Origin of the sequence: Bacteroides sp. 1_1_30 (genome assembly GCF_020982715.1) — a bacterium.
Lineage (GTDB): Bacteria > Bacteroidota > Bacteroidia > Bacteroidales > Bacteroidaceae > Bacteroides > Bacteroides xylanisolvens.
This window is the reverse complement of record NZ_JAJKHN010000050.1, coordinates 26,389-48,948: the sequence shown is the minus strand read 5'-3', so window position 1 is coordinate 48,948 and position 22,560 is coordinate 26,389. Positions and strand designations below refer to the sequence as shown.

Below are 22,560 nucleotides of genomic sequence, written 5' to 3'. Positions count from 1 at the left end.
TTTTGAGTAGTTTATTAGAAAAAATGTATGATTTCGTTTGGTTGTTTTAAGAAATATGCTCATATTTGCACCGATATTTCAACCCGTTACCTACAAAGTAACAGAATAAAAATCAAGCACTTACGCCGACCACAGATCGTTTTATAAAATCAAGTACCTGCATATTTGCTTCATCAATTTTCTTATTTCGGAAAGGCTTCAAATAAGTTTCTGTCACGGTGATGGACGAATGTCCCATCGCTTCGGAAATAATACCCGGATGAATTTCGCAATAATACGCAGTCGTAGCCCAGGTATGGCGGGCGGTGTACGAGCTCAACCGGTCTTTGAGTCCCAATGCCTTTCCTAATAATTCCAACTGATAATTAAAATTGCGCAATGCCAGTTGATATTCCCTATACGCCTTTGGCGAACCTTCGTCACTATGAAGAATCGGGAACAAATAAGGCGACTGTTCCTCCCGATTCATATACTTTTGCAAAAGAAACATCGCTTCCGTCGTCAACGTCACAGACAACGGACGTCCCGTTTTACGACGACGATAACTAATCACATTTCCCCGGAGATCACTCTTGCGCAAATAAGCCAAGTCGACAAAAGGCAGTCCCCGAAGCAAGAACATAAGAATGAACAACTCCTGCGCCCCCTTCATGGCAGGAGTGATGGCGTCCGACTGCAACAGACGGGCAAATACCTTCTTCATATCCTCCATATCCAATGCCCGACGGCGGTCTGCCCGCGTACCTGTATATACGGAGCGAAAAAGATGCGGCACGTATGATGCCTTCCGAAGATCGACAGCGCGATTGTAAACCGCACGCAACGTGCGAAGATACGTAGACACCGTATTCCAACTACACCCACGTGCACGAAGACTACCCTCAAAATGCTTCAGCCACTCCGGAGTGATTTCCCGAAACGACAAACGATCGGAACCCTGAAAAGTAAGAATCGCATTCAACGTACTTCTGTATACATGAGCAGTCCCTAAATTTCCACTCTGCTGCAAATCAACAGCCACTTGTTTCATAAACAAAGTAAAACTTTCCTTTTTCATTAAAAATAAATTAATAATTAATATTTACTTTTCCCACATTTTACTTTAGTAAAATACAAAAATATATCTTCAAAAATTTACATACATAAAATCTAAAAAATAAAAACTAAAACATTTACATTAATCATCAAAGTAAATTTCATACATTTGCGCAATTTTTCAAACAACATATTATTTTAACCATTTAAAGTATAAAAAAATTATGAACAACAATGAACCAGCTGCCGAACGCTACAGCATTAATGGATTCAAGTATTTCTCCGAATTGGCGAAGGAGTATTTTCCCGATCTGGCAAACGCTTCTTCCGCCAGCAAAAAAATGCGCAAACGCATTAAAGCAAACAAGACATTGAACGAACAACTGGTTGCTGCGTATTACACCAGCCAAACAATCGATGTCAGTCCTGAAATGCAGCTAATCATCTACCGACACTGGGGACCTCCCCACATTGACTTGCCGACAAACGTTTAGCGCGTAACAGAAAACGAAAACACGGACAAGAAATAAAAGGAAAATCGAACTATATATTTTTAAATATATCATTTATCTTTTATTGTTTATTATGTATTCCACTTTGCGTTCATCACTTTTTTTCAAAACGAAGATAACTACCAATCATACAGCTATTTACAGAAAGAAAAAAGCGTTCCACAAAGCGTTCGGCAAAAATGACCGTTTTTTCACTACAAACAAGACCTTCGAATCCCCCCAAACGAAGGCTTTGTTTTTTCTCCAACAGAAGCTCCACCAGTCACAAACAGAAGCTCCACCAACCACCAACAGAAGCTCCGCCAACCACCAACAGAGCATTCGTTCCATCCCCACTCCTTCCCCGGCTTCATGAAAGAAGAAAAAAACAGCCATTTGCGCATCGCGGCACCCTTTATTCATCCACACCCGTCCGCACGGAACCACACCCCTTGCGCATCGCACAAGAACGGCGTACCTTTACAGAAATTTAAAACGATAACCCAATGAACAATTTCAATTTTGAAGCCATGATGGAACATGGTTTTCTCATTATCCCCAAAGCCCTGCTACAACAACAGATAGAAGACCCGAACATAGAAGCCGGAGAAATAGAAGCGCTCCTGAAAATCCTGATGAAAGTAAACTATTCGGACACGTTATACAGCGACCGGCAGCACAAAGACTACCTGTGCAAAAGAGGCGAAAGCATGTTCAGCTACCGCGACTGGAGCCGCATTTTCCGCTGGTCTGTCGGAAAAACCTTCCGATTCATACACGCCCTTGCCATCCTGGGGATCATCGAAATCGTCCCCCATCCCAACAACTCGTCCCTGCATATCCGTGTCGTCGAATACGACAAATGGGTAGGAGCCCCCGACAGCGGCAAGCAGAAAAAGAAAGCCGTCAACGAGAAGTTCCGCCTGTTTTGGAATGAGTTTCACAGCATCACGCAGCTTCCCAAAGAAAACATCGCCAAAGCGCAACGCGAATGGAAAAAATTAAGCGACAAGGAACAGCAACTCGCCATCGACAAGGTAGAAGATTATTATTTCCACCAAACAAACATCAACTACCTGCTCCACGCCGCCAGCTATTTATCCAACAAAGCTTTCCTAAACGAATACTGATAAAACGAATCCCAATTAAACGAAGACTGATTAAACAAACACTGATTATGAATACCGAAAACAGAGTTTCACCACAGGCTCCCGAAATAGAAGAAGCCATCATCGGCGCCTGCCTGATAGAGCAGAGGGCTATACCACTGATAGCCGACAAGCTGCGCCCCGAAATGTTCTACGTCCTGCGCCACCAACTGATCTACGCCGCCATACTGGCTATGTACCACGCCGGAATGAAAATAGACATCCTCACCGTAAAAGAAGAGCTTTCCCACCGCGGAAAGCTCGAAGAGGCGGGCGGAGCGTTCGGCATCACCCAGTTGAGCAGCAAAGTGGCGACTTCCGCCCACCTCGAATATCACGCGCAGATCGTACACGAGAAATATCTACGACGCGAAATGACCTTGGGATTCAACAAACTACTCGCCTGCTCGCTAGACGAAACGATGGACATCGACGACTCGTTGATGAACGCGCACAACCTGCTCGACCGTCTGGAAGGCGAATTCGGCCACAACAACCACATGCGGGACATGGATGAACTGATGACCGCCACCATGACCGAAGCCGAAGGACGTATTGCCAACAACATAAACGGAGTGACCGGCATCCCTACCGGACTGGCAGACCTGGACCGCATGACGTCCGGACTCCAAAACGGCGAACTAGTGGTAATCGCCGCCCGTCCCGGCGTAGGAAAAACGGCATTCGCACTACATCTGGCACGAAACGCAGCCATGGCAGGACATGCCGTAGCCGTCTACAGCCTCGAAATGCAAGGAGAAAGACTGGCCGACCGATGGCTGACAGCAGCCAGCGAAGTCAGTGCCCGCCATTGGCGGTCGGGAACCGTCAGCCCGCAAGAGCTTGCAGAGGCACGCACGGCAGCCGCCGACCTCAAACGTCTGCCGATACACGTAGACGACAGCACCTCGGTCAACATGGAACACGTACGATCCAGCGCGCGACTGCTGCAAAGCCAACATGCGTGCGACGCGATCATTATAGACTACCTGCAACTCTGCGACATGACAACCGGCCAAAACAACCGCAACCGCGAACAGGAAGTGGCACAAGCCACCCGCAAAGCGAAGTTGCTGGCCAAAGAGCTAAACGTACCGGTGGTACTGCTTAGCCAGCTAAACCGCGAATCGGAAAACCGCCCCGCAGGCCGCCCCGAACTGGCACATCTCCGCGAAAGTGGCGCAATCGAGCAGGATGCGGACGTCGTGATATTACTCTACCGCCCCGCCCTCGCACGAATAACAACCGACCGCGAAAGCGGTTACCCTACCGAAGAACTAGGCATAGCAATCATAGCCAAACAACGCAACGGAGAGACGGGAAACGTATACTTCAGGCATAATTCGGCAATGACAAAAATCACCGAATACGTCCCACCGCTGGAATACATGCTGAAACATGCTAAATAGATACAGATTCACCCCGATTCCATACAATTTTATATTACAATATATAGCTGTATGGAATTTCTTTTTTTATTTCATTATTGATATAAAATAAATAGCAAAATACTTGACTTTCCCTTTCAAATTTCGTATATTTGTAATGTCAACAAGGACAGAAAATATTATTACTTAAACCTTAACTTTTTTAATTGTATGAATGTATTAGTGGAGCGCTATCAGCGCAGAAAGTATGTGAATCAGCCGGATTCACAGATGTTGTATTATGTACGCCAGAAATCGGGTACAGTGAGAGTGATGGACATCAACAAGCTGGCCGATGCCATCGAAGCGAACTCATCGCTTACAGCAGGAGATGTGAAGCATTCCATCGAGGCTTTTGTTGAGCAGTTGCGCCTGTCGCTTACCCAGGGCGACAAGGTGAAGATCGACGGATTGGGCACGTTCCATATCACGTTGAGCAGCGAAGGGGCGGAAAAGGAGAAGGATTGCACGGTGCGCAATATCCGCAGAGTAAATGTTCGTTTTGTGGCAGACAAGGCACTTCAGCTGGTGAATACGAGTCATGCCACTACCCGAGGCGAGAATAATGTCGATTTCATCCTGGCCGGAAAGGGTGACGGAGAAGACGCGGATGGTGGAAACAGCGGTAGCGGTGGAAGCGGAGAAGCTCCGGACCCGGCAGCTTAATCATTAAAAACAGTGCCGCATGGGTATTACAGAGTGATTTCTACAGTTACTCTCCATGCGGTTTCTGTTTTCTTCTACATTTATTTTTTAATTCTCAATTTTCAATCCTCAATTTATTAAAATGCTCGATAAAATCATAGAGATCATTATGACGATCCTGCCCTTTCTGGGTAGTAATCGCAAAAAGCGCAAAGTAATGGCGCAAGAAGTAAAAGAGTTCAGCGAACTGGTGAAAGACCAATATACTTTTCTGATGAAGCAGTTGGAAAAAGTGTTGAAGGATTATTTCGACCTTAGCTCGAGAGTGAAAGAGATGCATACAGAGATCTTCTCGCTAAGAGGTCAACTGGCACAGGCTGCTGCCTTACAATGTATTAATAAGGAATGTGCACAACGTAGTGCAGCAGAGGCATGATAATGATTCAATTAATGCAAATTATGGAACCTGTGCAATTTACAGAACCTATTCAATCTATTTAATCCATTCATGAGAACTATAAACCTGATAGTAATCCATTGCTCCGCTACGCGCGAAGACAAGAGTTTCACAGAATATGACCTGGACGTCTGTCATCGCAGACGAGGATTCAACGGAACGGGTTATCATTTCTATATCCGCAAGAACGGGGATATAAAATCTACCCGTCCGATAGAACGAATTGGTGCGCACAGCCGCGGTTTCAACAAAGAAAGTATAGGTATCTGCTATGAGGGCGGACTCGATTGCAAAGGACAACCGAAAGATACCCGTACCGAATGGCAGAAACATTCGCTCCGGGTATTGATTCTCGCTTTATTGAAAGATTATCCGAATTGCCGGATCTGCGGACATCGGGATCTAAGTCCCGACCTGAACGGAAACGGCGAAATAGAACCGGAAGAATGGATCAAGGCCTGTCCCTGTTTTAATGCTGAAACGGATTGGGATAAAGTCTAAAAAAAAATAGCTTTATTATAATTTAGGCACGGATAACACGGATTTCACGGTTGCTTTGTACAAGCATAGCACTAACCGTGAAATCTATGTAATCCGTGCCTAATCTTTAACTTATGATTTTGCTAGACTACGCGTTATCAAAGGTTGTTTCAAACCGACGCAATATGCTGTCTAATTTTCCAACGAGGTAAAAAGGTAGATTTATCAATTTGAATTCTTTTCCGTCTGCCGTCTTTACCTCATCCACAGCATAAGGCTGCGACCATATTCTGACTGCAACAGTCTGATTAGAGTGATTCATAAAAGAATGTAAGGAACGCAAGTGGGCGTTATGCCCTGATTTGACTTCAATGGGATAAACCATAGAATCCTGCACCCACACATAATCGACTTCTGCATTAGAACCACTTTTATTACGCACCCAGAAACAACGTTTCTGACTGACTTTATCTGTCAGTGTCAACAGTTCTTGCGCTACAATCTGCTCCGCTATCATACCACGCCAAGCATCCATTATATCTTTTGCTCCCAAAACCTCTTTCTGTACTTGTGCCGCATAATTCACCAATCCTGTATCTAACCAGACCAGTTTGGGCATACGCTTTATTTCAGGAGTGGCCGGAACTTCCGTTGCCGTAGTCGGATAAACTAATTCCAGCAACATCGCCTTTTCCAATAAACGAAAAGCCTCTCCCACTTCCCGAGCATTATAAGACGAACCAGCAAATCCTCCTAAAGTTATAATTTGTCCAGCTTTATGCCATCCTTCTTTTAATATAAAGCGAATCACTTCCGGAAGTTGTTTTCCCAAAGCATATTTTTCCACATCATCCCGGTAGCCTTGCAAAAGAGTTTCATAAGTGGACTCCAAGGATAAAATATCCCTGCGCTCCGCATAGAGTTGCACAACTTCCGGCATACCTCCAATCAACGTATAGATATTAAACAATAACATCAAACGATCATGGAAAGCGAGAGTGATTTCAGGCTTATCTAAAACGGATAATAAAGGTTCTTCTCCAACAGCACCCAGAAACTCGCGAAATGAACAAGGACGCAATGCCATATATTGCACCCTTCCCACCGGAAATGAAACACGTACATCTATCAGGTTTTCTAATAATGAACCGGCAGCAATTACATAAATATCAGGTAATTCTTCATAGAAATAGCGTAATAACGCTACTGCCTTTGCTGAATTTTGAATTTCATCAATAAAAAGTAATATAGTTCCTTCATTCCTTATCTTTCCACAATGTGCAAAAAATAAAGGCATCAAATCTTTTAGAGATACATTCAACTCAAACAAGGATGCTGCCTCCCGTTTCTCCAAATTCAAATACAGGTAATTGTCAAACTGCTTTCCAAATTCGTTGACTACCGTTGTTTTACCGACTTGCCTTGCTCCACGCAATATCAAAGGCTTTCTATGCGTATCGTCTTTCCATCTTTCCAGATGAAATAAGATATCTCTTTTAAACATAAACCACAAATTTATTGATTTTCAGCAACAAAGTTATAAAGAATTTCCAAAGATGGGGCAAAATACCATTGATTTTGTTTCAAAGATGGGGCAAAAGTCTATCGTTCATGTTTCAAAAATGGGGCAAAGCCACCTAATACTGTCGTAAATATGGGGCAAAAAGAACGTATTTACAATCAGCTAATCTACAAATTAGACGACTTACCATGTACTAACTCCAATCGTACATCGTAAATCGTCTAATCGTAAATGAACTTAATCGTAAATTATTTTTCTACTTCACGTCGAATGCAGCATCAATCAACGCTTTCAAGTTCAGATAATGACTTCTGTATATTCCACTGGAAGCATTTGCCGCATTGGTCAGGTCTCTTCTAAGATCAGTCAACTGTCCGCGTGCAATAGTCGGTGCTTCAGAAGGGAAATCGAAAGCTACGAGCGAATAACCACCCAGACTTCCGAGCGAACCGGAACTGTTCTTCGGTTTATCAAGCATTCCAATCAACGCATTGACATAAGTCTTTTGCAAACTACGTTGGGAAGCATCCGGTTTCTTTCCTCCTTGCATATCGCTCCAGATACTCTTCTTCAAATCACGGAACAAATCGTTGGCTGTGTATGCCTTCGCTCCGTTGACCAGTTCGTTGTCCGTCATCTTATCAAGTGTGCGGCTGCTAAGCAGTTGTTTCAATGTACTGCTCTGTACACGGTAGATCGAATTGAAAGTATTGATACCAGTTCTTTCGGACAGTTTATCATCCATCAGCCAGGTCGGTGTGGTAAACAGTTCCTTGTTCAGGAAGTCGACCGCTTTCTTCTGAATATCCTTCGGAACATATTCCACCGCTTTCATGTCTGTCTGTTCCACAGAAATCGGATTGTGGTAGATACCGGCCACATTGGTAGCCACATGGCCCATGTACAAGTCGAATTGTCCCACCACATTCTGATACAAACGGACAGCTTTCATATAACCCTCATTCGGTTCATAAGTCCAGTTCATGATTTCAGGCATCACACGTTTCAGGTTTTTGATTCCATACGAGCTTGCCAGCATGGCATCATCTCCCAAATCTTCACTCTGGTTGCGGGGATCGTTTCTGTCGAGTTCCGTTCCGAACGTATAGCGTTTGTCCTCCCGCAGCTTCTCAATGATCCACTTATTCAAGTGAGGTATTTCGGCTTCCGCCGTTTCATATTCAGGCATCCAACGATAGCCCCATTCAATCGCCCATTTATCATACATACCGATACGGGGGAATATTCCCGAACGTGAAACGTTGTCTTCCGGCTGTGCCACATAGTTGAAGCGTGCATAGTCCATGATAGACGGTGTATGACCGTTGGCTTCCACCCATATTTTGTCTCTAAGTTTCTCTACCGGGACGGTATTGGAAGAACCGAAGTTATGACGCAGTCCTAATGTATGTCCCACCTCGTGGGAAGATACAAAACGTACCAGTTCGCCCATCAGTTCATCGTCGAACATCGGTTTGCGTGCTCCCGGATCAATGGCTCCTGCCTGCACGATGTACCAGTTGTAAAGCAGGCTCATCACATTGTGATACCAGTTGATATGCGTTTCAAGAATTTCACCGCTGCGAGGGTCGTGCACGTGAGGTCCGCTTGCGTTCGGAATATCGGAAGGCTTGTACACGATAGCCGAATGGCGGGCGTCTTCCAAGCTCCAGGTAGGATCGTCCGTCGGTGCTTCTTTGCCGAAGATTGCATTTTTGAATCCTGCTTTCTCAAAAGCGGCTTGCCAGTCGTTCACTCCCTGAATAAGGTACGGAACCCATTTCTTCGGAGTGACAGGGTCGATATAAATGATAATCGGTTTCTTTGGTTCCACCAATTCGCCACGCAGGTATTTCTCGCGGTCTTCGTCTTTGGGTTCGAGACGCCAGCGGGTGATATTCGCTTTATACTTCACTCCTTGCGGATTCTCGTCAAAATCCTTATAGCTCACAGCAAAATAACCTACCCGGTCGTCGTGCAATCTCGGTTTCATCGGTTCCTTGGGAAGTAATAGCATAGAGCTGTTCAGTTCGTAAGTCAACGGAGTGGTAGAGGTGGCAAAGAAAGCTGCCAGCAGTTTCTCAAGTCCACTGCCTCCTCCTTTCTTCCGCTGGAAGGTACGCACGGTACGTATTTCGATGTTGTGCGGAAAGGCTTTCAGTGTGTCGATATAACTGGCGTCGTCTACCATGCTGCTCGCTCCGATGTTGTCTTTCACCCGGCTGGTGAATGAAAACATTTCGTTGTCCTTACGGATATAGTCGGTCATGTCGATCACATAGTTGGTAGTTTCTCCTTCTTTACGGACAGTTTTCAGCGGGAAGGTGGCCACAATGGGTTGAACATTGGAGTTCAATACGGCCTGATACATACCCAGTGTATCAGCAGAATGTTCGAGATAAGAGATTTCACGCACGAACAGTTTGTCGCCGCGTCCTTTCTCGAAACGGATCACTTCGTCGCTGATGTAATCTCCCGGATAGCCTACTTTACGTTTCTGCGCGTCTACCGGTGCTTTCACAACTCTGTTCACAATCAAAATATCACGTCCGAAAAGAGAGTCGGCTATTTCGAAGAAATATTTACCATCTACGTAATGCACTTTAAAAAAGCCGTCCATTGTTTTGGCTTTGCCGGTGATTACTTTTGCGTAAGGTTGCAGAGCATCTTTCTTACTCTTGGCAATGGAGTCAGCCTTGGCTTTATCCACCGCTTCCGTCTTGCTCTTCTTTTTCTTCTTTTTCTTGAAGATGTCCGTCGATTGTGCTCCGGCCAATGGAACGATCATTGCCAGAATCATCAGAATTGAAACTAATTTCTTCATGCTTTCTTTTTTAATATTTATATACAGATACAAAGATAATAATTATTCGATACCGGCAATGCCATACATATTTAAGTTGTTGATACTAGACATCTTTTCATTCGGTTTGCCTGAAATAGTATATTCCTGTCCATCAATTGTCAAAGTAAAATTATAGGTATAAGTTAGCCCTGTTTCAAAAGGTACGGCAATCATCATATAACAGGTCTCCAAACTGGCACCAAAATACCCGGCAGTTATCTCGAAGCCGCCATTAGGAAGATTATAAGTAATACTGTTTATCGGAGTACCGGAAATTTTACCTGTCGACAAATCTACAGTTGCTCCATCTTCGTAGGCAATCGGATGGTCACAGCTCACCACCACTTTAGTAAATTTCTTACCGACAAAAGAATCCGGGCATCCCGCACCCGGTAAAGTGATTTGAGAAAACAATGGTTTGAATTCTCCCAAAGAAACAGTTGCAGCAGAATAGCTAGATGTAGTAGCCGAAGCATAAGCAAAGCTATAATTACGATGCGGCATAAACTCTGATTCATAATACTCCTGCACAGCTAAGTTGGGCAAAGCGACAGCCTTATAATCTTGTGAAGCTGCGTTATAGGGCGTATAGGCATAAATAGTGTGATCGCCACCCTTAAATCCTGCAGCAAGTTCGGAAGAAGGATTCAGCGTAATATCTTCAGTCACACGACTATCACGATCATATACTATATACGTTTTACCATCCAATTCTGTAGTAGTAGCCACCGCTACTTCCGACGGAGCATACGGCAAGTTATCCTGCGGTTTGCCATCGGACAACACATATATTCCTATCTTGTCCGCTTCAATCCATCCCTGGCTTCCATGGGAATACACATTATAAGCACCGGAAACAGCAATTTTCCCCACTACGGGAATATCTGCATCTTCTTCTTCACCATCGTCACTGCTGCAACTTACTGAAGACAATACTAAAGCTACACAAGCAGCAAAATAAAACAGTCTATTTTTCATACTTTTCTCGTTTAAATGATTAATTATTTACTGATAGGTTATTTTCTTTTTCCAATTAATATTCTCCTTCATAGTTCGTGCACCATACCATGCCTTTCACATCGCCAAACCCGCTAAAAGTCTTCAATTCCAAATCGGGAGCAAAACCTTCGAAGAGACGTACCATCTGGCTCGTGTTTACATCGATGATGGCGATATCCCCATTTTCCTGCGAAAGTGCCAGCCGGAAATTCGGATCAGTGCTATTTCCCCCATAGCCATAAAACTCACAAACAACAGGACTTCCACTGATGCCGGTGATACGGCTGCCTGCTGTGTAAGCCAGCATATGACTGCGCATCTGCATACTGTATATATAGAGATTCTTATCTCCATCGGTAAAGTAGAAATAAGGGTTCTTTTCAAAATTGGAGGACATCTTAATGACACTTTGCGGAGTCAATAAGGAGCTGCCGCTGAATCCGTATTGATCCGTACCGGTTATCAGGTGAGAGTTATTATCCATGTCTTTTACGGCAAACTCGTGCAAATCATAATTTCCGGTTCCCTGCACGTCAATCAGCGACACGTAGTTTGACCAAAATGTCAGCCCGCCGTTGGAGGCTACATCTTTCTTTTCGTAAGCCCCTATTGCCAGGCAGCGGGTTCCCGCTCCCATATTGTTCACCCGCAACACACCGGAGGGAACTTCCAAATCCTGATCGTATGTTTTGAAGTAGACGATGGCAGGAGTATAAACTGCTCCCCACTGCGGATAATGTGTAATGCCGATAAAACGGGCATTTTGCTCATCATACAAGATACAACGTTCTTCGTCGGCACACCAATAAGTGACGTTGTGGAACGGTGCGAAACAGGTGATACGGCTACCTCCCTCAAACTCATACGGCATGGCGCCGTACTTCCCGTAATAAGGAATCGCTTTATTGTCAGTGCCTACGGCACGGATATACACTTCCCCCTGTTCGGAGCAAATCACGTAATATTCTTCCTTGAATGCGAAGTCCATTATCTTCAAGCCTTCCGGCTCTTTACGGTTTTCAAATTCGTGGGCAAGCCACATGTCTTTTTGCAACGAATTGCCATCTAGCGTGACACTTCCACTACCCTGATTTATCAGGATTTTCGGCAAACCTGACACGTAGGAACCGGAGATAGAGCCTAATACATAATAGTAATAGATCCCGAGCGGGTCTGTACCCAGACCATCTTCGATGATGTTTTCTACATCGTGCGTAGCCCGGAGGCCGGGATTGATGAAAGATAAAGAAGATTTTCCGTCTCCTTTGTTGGAGAGAATCATCCAGCCCCAGTCGAAACTGTTCTTTCCCGTCAAGGTATATTTATTGCTGATGTATGTTTCATTCGTTTCCTTATTGATGACTTTCAGTATCAGTTCGTACGTTCCGCCTTTTTCGAACTGATACTTCAGATGATAACCTGTGTAGATCAGTTCACGGTTCAGATACCATTGAACGGTGAAAAGTTCATCAACATTCCCGATGTCCGTTGAGAAGTTGATGGGCGCATCCATCTCGAAAAGGTCGCCTACCATAAACGTGTAGTCCGATGAAGCGGAGTTCACAAAAGAAACTTTGGTAGAGTTTGTATAGTCATAGTTTCCCAAATCGTCATAACAGCCGGTTATCACGAGAAGCTGCAGGATTGAAATGAATAGTATTGTTTTTCGCTTCATAATTTATTATCAGTTATCGAGAATGGTTTCATACAGCGGTGTCACTCCGTCTGTATCATAATATTGGTAATTGCCTTGCTGCCACTGGTCTTTCCACCAGGCCTTGAAGTCGGCTATCAGGTTGACAAACTCAATACCGGTGTATTTATCCAATGATTCGAGTATCTCACCATCCATGAAAATGATAAAAACACGGTATTTCATATCCGAATAAGTACCCAGATTGGCTGCCGAACTCTGGTTCCACCAAACAGGTTGGGAAATCCGGTCGGTCACTTGAATCGTGACGTGTTTGTATTCTGCCGGACCCACCAGACAGTTTTCCACTGCATCCAGTGAAAGGGTAAGGGTGTAGTCTGTGTTGAGCAGGTCTTCATTGCGATAGACGGTGACTTCGTAGGTGTCTTCCGCCAGTCCGCTATGGAAGATGCCGGAGGTCAAAGGGGCATAGTCGATGCCGGAACGGGCGGTGCTTTTCTCTCCCACTGCGGAAATATCACAGGTGGCATTTTCTTCGAGCAGGTAGCCAAGAAGTGTCATTTTCACTTTCACGGTTCCTTCTCGAAGCAAGGGTGCATCTGTAGCAAAGTTGAATGTTATTTTCTGTGGAGACTTATCGCTCATGTAAGTAAAATAGACGTAATTGTCTCCATTATAAACGTCCAGCTGCTCTTCACTGCAAGAGGTGAGAACGAACAGCAGGCAGAAGATGGTATATGTCAATATTCGTTTCATCTTATCCGGGCATTAGTTGGTTGTTTCACTGGTAGGCAATGGAAGTACATAAGAACCTGTCATGTTGATTTCTCCTTCCTCGTCGGAATCGGGCACGGTGGAGAGGTTCATCCGTTTGTAGGTGTAGAAGGTTCCACCTTCGCCTATCATTTCTTTCCGTATATCGAGCAGTATTTCGGCATCCAGTTGTTCACGGGTGCTGACTGTCAGACTAAGGGTACGTTCAGCTCCACGGGCTTTTCGAACTGTTTCGAGGTAGTTGATTCCTTCGGTTATCTTGCCATTATAGCTACTGATCTCCGCCAGGATATGACAGATTTCACTGAACCGGATCACTGGTATCATCGGATTCTCCATTGCTTCTACTACTGATTCTACGGAAGGGTTATACTTCAGTGTGTAATACTTCGACTGGGTTTCATTGGTAGTCCCGATCAGGTAGGTGAGCCGATAGTCGGTATATACGCCCGTATTGTCCGAAGCAAACAGGGAAGGGATATTTGCCAACGGCAAACGGGTGGTTGACGAAGAAGAGGAAGAGCCCCATACGGCCTGTTCATAATCCGTAGCCAGCTGTTTCTTGTACAAGCCGAACAATATGTCGTGGGAGACTTTTGTATATCGGGAATTGAGATTGCAGGTAATGTTCTCTCCTTCTGTAAAGCCTATCCACCGTTTCTGCTGGTAATAGGTGTTGTAAAGTTCTTTGGCGGCTGTCTCGGCATTCTTGTAGTAGGCAGGACCGGCATAGATGCAGACACGGGCTTTCAACCCCAGCAATGCCAGATAGTTGAAGCGGATGCCACGATACCAGAAGAATGCTCCCATATCGTCTATATAGGAACCGGAGTTGAAGCGGTAGCGGGCATTCCATTCGGGAGTAGGTTCGTACATTTGTGAAGCGTACATCGCTTCGGGATGGTATTCGGTGTCAAACTTACGCAGAATGTCTTCCGCTTCGAGCAGGTCTTTCAGGACTTTCTCGATAAAATCGGTAACGGTACATTTTTCTACCACTGCGGCTTCGTATTTATCGCGGTAAGGAAGATAGGCGCCCGAAGGATTGGTTGCCGTTGCAGGAGCAAACAAGCGAAGTAGGTCAAAATGCATCATGGCTCTTAATGACAAGGCTTCGGCGTAAATGAGGTTTTTCTCTTCTTCTCCGTATTCGAACAAAGAGATGTCCGTGGGCCGGATGTTCTCGATGAGCTTGTTCAGGTTGGCTATCACTTTATAGCCTTTTTCCCAGATAGCTGTCACGACGGGTTCGGTGTCGACCGTGTTATAGATAAGTTCGGAAGCGTCGGCATACATCGGAGAGATGGTTCCCGCCTTTTGATTGTATTGCTGGGAGATGGCACTAAGGAATCCCCAGCTTAGTTGCTTACCGTAAAGTTCGTCGGACGCCAGATTGGTGTAGATACCATTCAGGGCATTCCGGTAGCCGAAACCGGTGGAAAACAGATCGTCGTCGGCTATCGCATTTTCTGGTGTTACGTCCAGCCAGGCATTGCAGGAAACGGCTAACATTCCTGTCAGGGCTATTAGTATATGGCTGATTAGTTTCTTCATTTGTATGGTTAGAATATGATGTTAGTAGTCAGATTGAATGAACGCGAATAAGGATAATCCAGTCCCCGTTCCTGACGGATGGTAGACCAATAGAACAGGTCGTTCATCGTGAACGAAAGACGCAGGCCGGACAGATGGAGTTTCTTTAATTGTTCGGGACGGAAATTGTAGCTCATTGTCAATGAACTCCATTGCAGGGTATTGTTTTTCTGTACAAAACGCGAAGATGCGCCGGTGGTGACATTACGGTCACGAATATCTTTCATGGTGGTTATGTCTCCCGGTTTCTGCCAACGGTCGAGCAATACCCGCTTATCTACATTGTCATTTTTAATGTCGGCATTCTCTACATAGGAGACGAGGGTATTGTTGTAAGCATCTCCACCAAAAGTATAGAGGAAAGAAGCAAACATGGATAACTGTTTATAGGACAGGGTATAACCGAATGAGCCTTGTCCCTTGGGAGCTGTATCGCCAATAATGGTCCATTCGTCGGCAGACCATACATCGGTAACGTCACCATTCCGGCGAAGGTAGATTTCTTTGCCGTTTGTGGGGCTGATTCCCAATGACTTCATCCCGTAAATAGAGGTCAGAGAGGCTCCTTCGTAATATTTCAGGTATGTTTTAGCATATTTTGAATCGGAGCTGCTTTCGGGGTTATATCCGCTGAACAGTTCTTCCACTCTTTTATTATAGTCGCGCATTGCCTGGGAGATTTCAATAATCGTGTTTTTGTTTCTTGCAAAGCTGCCGTAGAGCTGGAAGAGCCAGTTTCTGTCACTGTAAAGTCGTGCCCGCAGTTCCAGTTCGACGCCGGTGTTTTTCACCTTTCCCATGTTTTCTTTGTAGGAGGTGAATCCGGTAGAGGAAGGGATGGTATAATCGGTTATCAGGTCGATGGTACGCTCGTCGTAGGCAGAGGCTTTCAGATAGATTTTATCGTGCCACAGTCCGATTTCAACTCCATAGTCGAGGGTGTATTTACGTTCCCATTTCAGGTTCGGATTTCCCATCTGATAGAGGAATACACCGTAGCCTGTGGGATACCAGCTGTCTGTTTGCAGCTGATACATATCTTTGGCCGAATAGAGGGAGAAGTTGGTCTTTCCGGTCAGTCCGTAGGAGACACGGAACTTCAACATGGAAAAGAGTTCATTCGACTTCATAAAATCATAATTATGAATGTTGATTCCTGCTCCTGTTGACCAGAACATGGACCATCTTTTATCGGAACCGAATTCGGAAGAACCGTCGATACGTCCTGTAAGGTCGGCGAGATAGATATTGTTGTAGGTGTAGTTGGAAGTGAGCAAGGCTCCTACCAAGCGGGTGGTATTATCGGAGCTGCTGGGCTTTCCGTATACTTCTGCCGCATAGTTTGAAGAGACAAGGTCGCCACCCGGAAATCCCCGGTAACGTGTTTCGGAAGCAGTGCTCTGCGTTTGTCTCATGTTGGAGGACAAGCAGATATTGAGATTGTGTCCCTTGAAGGTATTGTTGTACATGAGTGACAGGCTTCCGTCTATCACTGTTCTCTTTTGTGTGGATTCTGTTTTTTCACCATTGATGTTGCCTGTACTGGCTGAATAACTGGCCGATGCGGGATCTTTGTACAGATCACCGGTAGAATTTCTCATCAGGACGGAAAACTGACCGCGCAGACGCAGACCGTCGGTGATACGCCAATTCAGACTAAGATCATCGGTTACTTCATCATAACCGGAATGGTCGAAGCTGTTGTAGAAGTTGATTTCGTACAGTGGATTTACTTGTGTGCCGCTAGCCCCGTCGAACTTTTCGAGACGGCGCACATAATCGCCATTTTCATCATACAGACGCATATAAGGAAGTAAATGGGAGTAATCGCTGAATGAATTGAAGGGGACATCTGTACTTTTGTTATAAGTGTAGGTCACTTTGTTCTTTATTTGTAGTCCGCCAATGCGGTAGTCTACATAAAAAGCGGCATTGGCATTCTTACGGGAAGAGTGTTTCATCACTCCTTCCGTTCCTCTGAATCCCAGTTCCACTCCCCAGCGCACGTCGTTTTCTCCACCGTCTATGAAAACGGAGTGCTTATGGTTCAGAGCCGTGCGTAGTCCTTGAGAAAGCCAATAGGTATCGACACCTGTCAGTACATTATTGAGTCGTTGGTAGTAACCGTTGGTATAGGGGTCTATTTCCGGGGTGTTGCTGTCATATAGTCCTGCCAGGCGTTCGGTTTCCAGCTTCTCACGGGCGTTCATCAGATTGTAGGAGGATAAATCCGGCAGTTCGGCAGAAAGTACTCCGGAATACTGTACACGGAACTTTCCGGCTTCGGGCGCACGCCGTTCAATGACAATTACTCCGTTGGCCGCACGTGAACCGTACATGGCAGTGGCGGCAGCATCTTTCAGGATATTGATGCTGTGGATGCTATTCATATCGAGGTCGTATATCTTTTCTACATCGACTTCAAAGCCGTCCAGTATGAAGATAGGCAGGTTGGAATTACCGCTTAGCACTTCCCGCGAAATGGAGGAGGTGGAGGTCTGCCCAAGTGTCGTTTCTCCGATACCGGTCTGACCACGCAAGACGAATTGAGGCAGGCTGTTGGGATCGGAACCAGCAGCCAGATTCTCCTGTATTCTGAAAGAGGGATCGAAAGTCTGAATGGCCGAAATCAGGTTGTTCGGGTTGACTTTTAACAGGTCTTCTTTCTCTATCTTTGTGGTATTTCCTGTGAAACTTTCTTTCTGTATGGAGTTATAGCCGGTTACAATCACTTCCTGAATACTTTCGGTAGCTTCTACCATCTGCACATCGACTTTCTGCCGGGAAGTGACTTTGATTTTACGGGTTTCAAAACCGATGTAAGAATAGATAACCAGACCGCCTTTTTCGGGCAGGGTCAATACATAGCAACCGTTTATATCGGTAATTACACCAGTAGAATGACCATCCAAACGAATCGTCACTCCTACCATCGGTTCTTTAGAGAGTTTCTCAATCACCCGGCCATAAACATAATTTCCGTGTGGAGGAAGAAGATATGTCTCTTTTGAATTATTTTTGTTTTGGGCTATTGCATTAGTAGATAGTGATAAAATGTATACAAACAATAAGATTCTATTCAAAGCCCCGGAATTTAGCTTTTGCATAACGGATATATATAGTTATTACACCCGCAAAAGTATTCTTATATGATAGACGGAGCAATCACGAATTTTAGGTATTTTACACAACTATTATACCAAAATATAATTAAAGCAAAATCTTTTTGCTTCTGTTTAGGTATTAATCAATAGCAAAAAGAATAACTGCATCATTTATCCTCTATCAAAAGGCAAATGATGCAGCTGTCGGTTATATCTGTTTTTTTTATAATGCCAGACGGTATATCTCTTTGCTGTCCTGTTTCGCTAATTTGACATAGTTGCCTACCAATTCACCTTTATTCCGGTGCAGACTATCTGCAAGGCGGTCGATGTCGGGATTCTCAATGCCAAGTTCTTTGAAGGTCACAGGCAGGCCGATGGAAGTAAAGAAGGATTTCAGACGGGAAATTCCTTCAAGGGCTACCGCCTTTTTATCGTCTGATTCTGCCACTCCCCACACTCGGATGGCGTATTGGGCTATCTTATCCACATTGTGTTCTGTCATCCATGTCATCCAGGCAGGGAAGATTACGGAGAGTCCGGCACCATGAGTCACGTTATAGATGGCGCTGATTTCATGTTCGAGGAAGTGGGAAGCCCAGTCCTCTTCACAACCTACACCACAGGTTCCATTGTGGGCGATCGTTCCGCACCACATCAGATTGGCACGGGCTCCGTAGTTTTCAGGTTCTTTCATGACGGTGGTTGCTTCTTTGATGATGGCAAGCAGTGTACCTTCGCACAGGCGATCGCCTATTTCTACATCTTTCGTGTTGGTGAAATAGCGTTCCATGATGTGTGCCATCATATCGGCAATGCCGCAGGCGGTTTGGAAAGGAGGAAGTGTGTAGGTCAGCTCGGGGTTCATCACGGCAAAAACAGGACGCAATACACCGGGAGCACGGAGGCTTAATTTCTGTAAGCCATCGACTTTCGTGATGACGGTGTTACCGGAACCTTCGCTTCCGGCAGCAGGAATCGTTAACACAACGGCTACTTTCAATGCTTTCGTCACAATGGCTTTTCCGATGTAGAAATCCCAGAAATCTCCGTTGTAAGGAACTCCGGCTGCAATGGCTTTCGCCGTATCAATCACAGAGCCACCACCAACGGCGAGCATCATGTCTACGTTTTCTTTCCGGCAGAGGTCGATTCCTTCATACACTTTCGTGTCTATCGGGTTAGGCTGTACACCGCCCAGCATACAATAGGGAATACCTGTTTCCTGCAATGATTTCTCAACACGAGCCAATAATCCGCTGCGTATCACAGAGCCACCACCATAAACAATCATTATTTTGCGTGCACCGTATTTCTGTACTAACACTCCGGTCTGCGCTTCCGTATCCCGACCGAACACGAATTCAGTAGGGCTGTAAAAGATAAAATTATTCATTGTCGTTTTCTTTATAGGTCTTTTCGTCAGTCTTTTCTATAGATCCAAATAGAACTCCTTTGACAAGTTTTTCTATAAGTTCTTTTATAGAGCCCTTCATAAGAGTCTTTATAGATCAGACAAAGTTATAAATTTAAGCAGAATATCTTTCTTTTGATTGTTTAAAATTTCCTACTTTCATTAGTACAAGTCCGATTACAATCCAGACCATTTCGCGTACACGGGTAATCAAAGCGGCATAGACTCCGTAAGCTCCGGAAAGGGAAAGGCCGCCTACGGCGAGGGCAAAGCCACCTTCACGACCTCCCAATTGCATAGGCAGGAAAAACAGCAGATTAGCAAGTAAAGAAGAGAAAGCCGCAATCAAGCAGCAGTCGGCAAAGCTGACATGGGTGGTCAGCACGTTCAGTATCAGCCATATTTCAAGACAACTGACTACACGGGCGATATATTCCAGTAAGAGGGCGCTATAAAAGGTTTGTTTCTTTTGTTGGTGGAGAAGGGCAATTTGTTTGTCTATATTCTCCAACTTCTCTTTATGCGCATTTGCAAAATGAAATACTTTCTTTTTCAGAAAAGGAATACGACCACCCATACGGACAAAAGCCACAGCCATCCCCTGCCGATAGCCTTTCATAAAAAGAATAACAATCAGCAAGCAAAAGACAGTAATAGCTCCTAAGATTATCCCCATCATCCACCCCACCGGATAGAGACAAACGTAAAGCAACACTGAACTTAACCAAAAGCAAAAGTGGGAAAAGATATGCATCATCACATAAAGAATCACGGAAGAGGTGGCGCGTTCTATTCCTATATAGGGTTTCAGCTCCATAATACGATATGGTTCGCCTCCCATCAGCCCAACAGGAGTCACGTAATTAAGCGCAAAACCTGTTACTGTGAATTTGTAGAGCCGGACAAATGAAAACCCCGTCTTACCACCACTACGGATGATGATGTACCACGATACTGTATTAATAAGGTAGACAAACAGCCATAGCAACAAAACCAAAGGTAAATATACCCCTGCACGCTTCAAATTCAGCCAAAGCTCCTGATAATCCATATCAAAAGTGAATATCATTATCAGAACGGCAATGATACCAAAAGCGAGAAATATATTACGGTACTTGTTCTTCACTATTTGTGAGACTTATATCTATTTTTTATATGGGTATATATCTGCTTTTATATGAGTATATACTTGCTTTTTGTATGGGTATATATCTCACTTTATTCACATATAATCTTACTTTATATACGTATAATATCTTTCGAAGAATCTTTTGAACGCCGGGATTCTCATCAATATGTATTCGAATACCAGCCAACCGATTAACGCGCAAGAGATGCCAAGTAATACATCAATGATATAATGATGGCATGAATAAATAGCTGTTCCCCAAATGCCGACCATGATAATAGAGAAAAGAGTAACCACATACCACCTGCATTTACCAATAATGGCATACACCAATGCAACTACCATATAGGCCGCGTGCAGTGAAGGCACTGCCGCAAAAACATTAGCATTACGCCCGTAGATAGAATCAAAGATGGTTACTCCGAAGAATGCATCAAAGCGTCCCAATCCTGCAACATTACCCGGTGTGTTTAATATCGGTTCGAAACCGTAGTTGATGGCATACCAAGGCGGAGCGGCCGGATGAATATAATAACCGGCAAAACCAATCAAATTGACAAACAAGAATACTAACGCAAAGCGAAGGTAGGTTTTTCTTTCCTTCTTGAAATACAGGCAAAGACCGAACAGGATGGGAACGGGAACCCAACAAAGGTAGAAGATTCCGGCAAAAACGTCCGCTATCGGCCAGTTGTGTGCAGCGAAGTATTCGCAAGGAGTAACCAGAAGACCATTATCCATTACTCCGAAAAGAGACTTTTCGAGATTATACAGTCCGGCCACATCAATCGGGTTCACTTCGTAGTTGGGGCAAATACGCATCCAGTCATACGAGATTCCAAAAATGGCGAAAGGTAACAGGGCCACAGCCAACTTACGAGTAGGTAATCCGGCAAAAAATAAAACTAAATAGAGTACCGCCATTAACAGGTGCTCGGAACGAAGCCCGATGAAGATACTTGTCAGCAAAAGGAAAAGAGCCATAATGACTGTCACAGTCAGGGCTTCTCTCTTCGACGGCATTTGAATATTCTTTATCATTATAATGTTTTGATTAGACAACTAGACTATTTACTATTGGACTATTTACGATGTACTATTTAGGATGTACGATGTAAATAGTAAATCGTCCAACAATAAATTAATTCATTCTTTCATCGCTTTGTAGCAATGTCTCACACGAGCAAATGCCGTGATATTGGCAAACAGGGCAACAAAAGCCAGAGGAACAATCATAATCAGGATTGGTTCGAAAACGGTGATATCTTTGAAAACGCCACAGAACAAAGCTCCGAGACTGGTCAGCACTACGCGTTCCGGACGTTGCATGAATCCGACTTTACATTCAATTCCTAAGCCTTCGGCACGGGCACGCACGTAGCTTACCATCAGTGAGCCGATTAGTGCCACAAATGCAATGAGTGCATAAAGGAAATAATCTTTCATTGATAAATAGTAACAGATACCAAAGAAAGTCATCAATTCACTGTAACGGTCGAGTACTGAATCGTAAAGCGCACCGAACTTGGAACTCATGTTGCCTAGGCGAGCTACACGTCCGTCCATCATATCGAACAGTCCGGCAAACAAAATCACACCTCCTGCCCAGCCGATAATGGCCAAATCGTTCTGTCCGCCATATATGCCGGCATATACAAACATACCTGCCGCTACTACATTCAGGATAAATCCGGTAGTGGTGATAAAGTTAGGAGTGATTCCAATTTTAATCATTCCGCGTATCAGGGGATTGATAATCTTATAAATCAACTGTTGTAAATAATCTCTGTAATTCATCTGTTTAAATCTGTTTATAGCTATTTTTATCTAAATCTTCTGTTTT

At 44.5% G+C, this 22,560-nt stretch carries 19 protein-coding genes; 6 read left to right on the top strand and 13 right to left on the bottom strand.

All coding sequences use genetic code 11. The features are described from left to right. Positions 1–112 precede the first annotated feature (112 nt). Positions 113–1,057 carry a site-specific integrase gene (locus tag LPH68_RS15570; protein ID WP_004314322.1) on the bottom strand — a complete coding sequence of 315 codons (945 nt, stop codon included), beginning with the start codon at positions 1,055–1,057 and terminating at the stop codon, positions 113–115. 202 nt (positions 1,058–1,259) lie between these two features. Here LPH68_RS15570 and LPH68_RS15565 point away from each other — a divergent pair, with 202 nt between their 5' ends. Beyond that, complete coding sequence (locus LPH68_RS15565; RefSeq protein WP_004300655.1) at positions 1,260–1,529, top strand: DUF4248 domain-containing protein; 270 nt, start codon at positions 1,260–1,262, stop codon at positions 1,527–1,529. Between the two features lie 156 nt (positions 1,530–1,685). Here the strand turns inward: LPH68_RS15565 and LPH68_RS15560 are convergent, their stop codons facing one another. Continuing rightward, positions 1,686–1,949, bottom strand: coding sequence for a hypothetical protein (locus LPH68_RS15560; protein ID WP_004314321.1), 264 nt, complete (start codon positions 1,947–1,949; stop codon positions 1,686–1,688). An 83-nt stretch (positions 1,950–2,032) separates the two neighbouring features. On the opposite strand from LPH68_RS15560, the gene LPH68_RS15555 reads away from it, so the two are divergent. The 5 genes from LPH68_RS15555 (at position 2,033) to LPH68_RS15535 (ending at position 5,704) form a co-directional block, all read left to right on the top strand. Next, entirely contained in the window at positions 2,033–2,656 is a 624-nt protein-coding gene (locus LPH68_RS15555) for a hypothetical protein (protein WP_004314320.1), read from the top strand. 47 nt (positions 2,657–2,703) lie between these two features. Beyond that, the gene (gene dnaB / locus LPH68_RS15550) at positions 2,704–4,083 is read left to right on the top strand and encodes a replicative DNA helicase (protein WP_192923066.1); all 1,380 of its coding nucleotides are present in this window, start codon (positions 2,704–2,706) and stop codon (positions 4,081–4,083) included. A 189-nt stretch (positions 4,084–4,272) separates the two neighbouring features. Beyond that, a complete protein-coding gene (locus tag LPH68_RS15545) occupies positions 4,273–4,767 on the top strand; it encodes an HU family DNA-binding protein (RefSeq protein WP_004314318.1) in 495 nt (164 codons plus the stop codon). Between the two features lie 121 nt (positions 4,768–4,888). Beyond that, positions 4,889–5,182, top strand: a complete 294-nt coding sequence (locus LPH68_RS15540; protein WP_055235366.1) for a hypothetical protein — start codon at positions 4,889–4,891, stop codon at positions 5,180–5,182. 72 nt (positions 5,183–5,254) lie between these two features. Next, positions 5,255–5,704, top strand: a complete 450-nt coding sequence (locus LPH68_RS15535) for an N-acetylmuramoyl-L-alanine amidase (RefSeq protein ID WP_004314316.1) — start codon at positions 5,255–5,257, stop codon at positions 5,702–5,704. 127 nt (positions 5,705–5,831) lie between these two features. On the opposite strand, the gene LPH68_RS15530 is transcribed toward LPH68_RS15535, so the two are convergent. The 11 genes from LPH68_RS15530 to LPH68_RS15480 all read right to left on the bottom strand — a co-directional run bounded on the left by LPH68_RS15530 (position 5,832) and on the right by LPH68_RS15480 (position 22,514). Beyond that, positions 5,832–7,187, bottom strand: a complete 1,356-nt coding sequence (locus LPH68_RS15530; RefSeq protein ID WP_004314315.1) for an ATP-binding protein — start codon at positions 7,185–7,187, stop codon at positions 5,832–5,834. A 274-nt stretch (positions 7,188–7,461) separates the two neighbouring features. Continuing rightward, positions 7,462–10,029 (bottom strand): zinc-dependent metalloprotease, encoded by a 2,568-nt coding sequence (locus tag LPH68_RS15525; RefSeq protein ID WP_230296975.1) that lies wholly within the window; start codon positions 10,027–10,029, stop codon positions 7,462–7,464. 42 nt (positions 10,030–10,071) lie between these two features. Continuing rightward, positions 10,072–11,028 carry a fimbrillin family protein gene (locus LPH68_RS15520; RefSeq protein WP_004314313.1) on the bottom strand — a complete coding sequence of 319 codons (957 nt, stop codon included), beginning with the start codon at positions 11,026–11,028 and terminating at the stop codon, positions 10,072–10,074. Between the two features lie 55 nt (positions 11,029–11,083). Continuing rightward, positions 11,084–12,724 carry a PKD-like family lipoprotein gene (locus LPH68_RS15515; RefSeq protein ID WP_008016860.1) on the bottom strand — a complete coding sequence of 547 codons (1,641 nt, stop codon included), beginning with the start codon at positions 12,722–12,724 and terminating at the stop codon, positions 11,084–11,086. Positions 12,725–12,733: 9 nt separating this feature from the next. Continuing rightward, a complete protein-coding gene (locus LPH68_RS15510) occupies positions 12,734–13,459 on the bottom strand; it encodes a DUF4843 domain-containing protein (protein WP_004314272.1) in 726 nt (241 codons plus the stop codon). A gap of 12 nt (positions 13,460–13,471) precedes the next feature. Then, positions 13,472–15,031 carry a RagB/SusD family nutrient uptake outer membrane protein gene (locus LPH68_RS15505; RefSeq protein WP_004304210.1) on the bottom strand — a complete coding sequence of 520 codons (1,560 nt, stop codon included), beginning with the start codon at positions 15,029–15,031 and terminating at the stop codon, positions 13,472–13,474. Positions 15,032–15,039: 8 nt separating this feature from the next. Then, positions 15,040–18,177 (bottom strand): SusC/RagA family TonB-linked outer membrane protein, encoded by a 3,138-nt coding sequence (locus LPH68_RS15500; protein WP_117809071.1) that lies wholly within the window; start codon positions 18,175–18,177, stop codon positions 15,040–15,042. 220 nt (positions 18,178–18,397) lie between these two features. Then, a complete protein-coding gene (locus LPH68_RS15495; protein WP_008644673.1) occupies positions 18,398–19,570 on the bottom strand; it encodes an iron-containing alcohol dehydrogenase in 1,173 nt (390 codons plus the stop codon). A gap of 133 nt (positions 19,571–19,703) precedes the next feature. Then, entirely contained in the window at positions 19,704–20,714 is a 1,011-nt protein-coding gene (locus LPH68_RS15490) for a lysylphosphatidylglycerol synthase transmembrane domain-containing protein (protein ID WP_008644672.1), read from the bottom strand. Positions 20,715–20,822: 108 nt separating this feature from the next. Continuing rightward, entirely contained in the window at positions 20,823–21,740 is a 918-nt protein-coding gene (locus LPH68_RS15485) for a phosphatase PAP2 family protein (RefSeq protein ID WP_004326585.1), read from the bottom strand. Between the two features lie 123 nt (positions 21,741–21,863). After that, a complete protein-coding gene (locus LPH68_RS15480) occupies positions 21,864–22,514 on the bottom strand; it encodes a CDP-alcohol phosphatidyltransferase family protein (RefSeq protein ID WP_004304216.1) in 651 nt (216 codons plus the stop codon). Between the last annotated feature and the right edge of the window lie 46 nt (positions 22,515–22,560).

What these genes read in the sequence shown, in the direction of transcription:
- LPH68_RS15570 (WP_004314322.1), bottom strand. Translation starts at nt 1,057, where the DNA reads ATGAAAAAGGAAAGTTTTACTTTGTTTATGAAACAAGTGGCTGTTGAT.
- LPH68_RS15565 (WP_004300655.1), top strand. Translation starts at nt 1,260, where the DNA reads ATGAACAACAATGAACCAGCTGCCGAACGCTACAGCATTAATGGATTC.
- LPH68_RS15560 (WP_004314321.1), bottom strand. Translation starts at nt 1,949, where the DNA reads ATGAATAAAGGGTGCCGCGATGCGCAAATGGCTGTTTTTTTCTTCTTT.
- LPH68_RS15555 (WP_004314320.1), top strand. Translation starts at nt 2,033, where the DNA reads ATGAACAATTTCAATTTTGAAGCCATGATGGAACATGGTTTTCTCATT.
- dnaB (WP_192923066.1), top strand. Translation starts at nt 2,704, where the DNA reads ATGAATACCGAAAACAGAGTTTCACCACAGGCTCCCGAAATAGAAGAA.
- LPH68_RS15545 (WP_004314318.1), top strand. Translation starts at nt 4,273, where the DNA reads ATGAATGTATTAGTGGAGCGCTATCAGCGCAGAAAGTATGTGAATCAG.
- LPH68_RS15540 (WP_055235366.1), top strand. Translation starts at nt 4,889, where the DNA reads ATGCTCGATAAAATCATAGAGATCATTATGACGATCCTGCCCTTTCTG.
- LPH68_RS15535 (WP_004314316.1), top strand. Translation starts at nt 5,255, where the DNA reads ATGAGAACTATAAACCTGATAGTAATCCATTGCTCCGCTACGCGCGAA.
- LPH68_RS15530 (WP_004314315.1), bottom strand. Translation starts at nt 7,187, where the DNA reads ATGTTTAAAAGAGATATCTTATTTCATCTGGAAAGATGGAAAGACGAT.
- LPH68_RS15525 (WP_230296975.1), bottom strand. Translation starts at nt 10,029, where the DNA reads ATGAAGAAATTAGTTTCAATTCTGATGATTCTGGCAATGATCGTTCCA.
- LPH68_RS15520 (WP_004314313.1), bottom strand. Translation starts at nt 11,028, where the DNA reads ATGAAAAATAGACTGTTTTATTTTGCTGCTTGTGTAGCTTTAGTATTG.
- LPH68_RS15515 (WP_008016860.1), bottom strand. Translation starts at nt 12,724, where the DNA reads ATGAAGCGAAAAACAATACTATTCATTTCAATCCTGCAGCTTCTCGTG.
- LPH68_RS15510 (WP_004314272.1), bottom strand. Translation starts at nt 13,459, where the DNA reads ATGAAACGAATATTGACATATACCATCTTCTGCCTGCTGTTCGTTCTC.
- LPH68_RS15505 (WP_004304210.1), bottom strand. Translation starts at nt 15,031, where the DNA reads ATGAAGAAACTAATCAGCCATATACTAATAGCCCTGACAGGAATGTTA.
- LPH68_RS15500 (WP_117809071.1), bottom strand. Translation starts at nt 18,177, where the DNA reads ATGCAAAAGCTAAATTCCGGGGCTTTGAATAGAATCTTATTGTTTGTA.
- LPH68_RS15495 (WP_008644673.1), bottom strand. Translation starts at nt 19,570, where the DNA reads ATGAATAATTTTATCTTTTACAGCCCTACTGAATTCGTGTTCGGTCGG.
- LPH68_RS15485 (WP_004326585.1), bottom strand. Translation starts at nt 21,740, where the DNA reads ATGCCGTCGAAGAGAGAAGCCCTGACTGTGACAGTCATTATGGCTCTT.
- LPH68_RS15480 (WP_004304216.1), bottom strand. Translation starts at nt 22,514, where the DNA reads ATGAATTACAGAGATTATTTACAACAGTTGATTTATAAGATTATCAAT.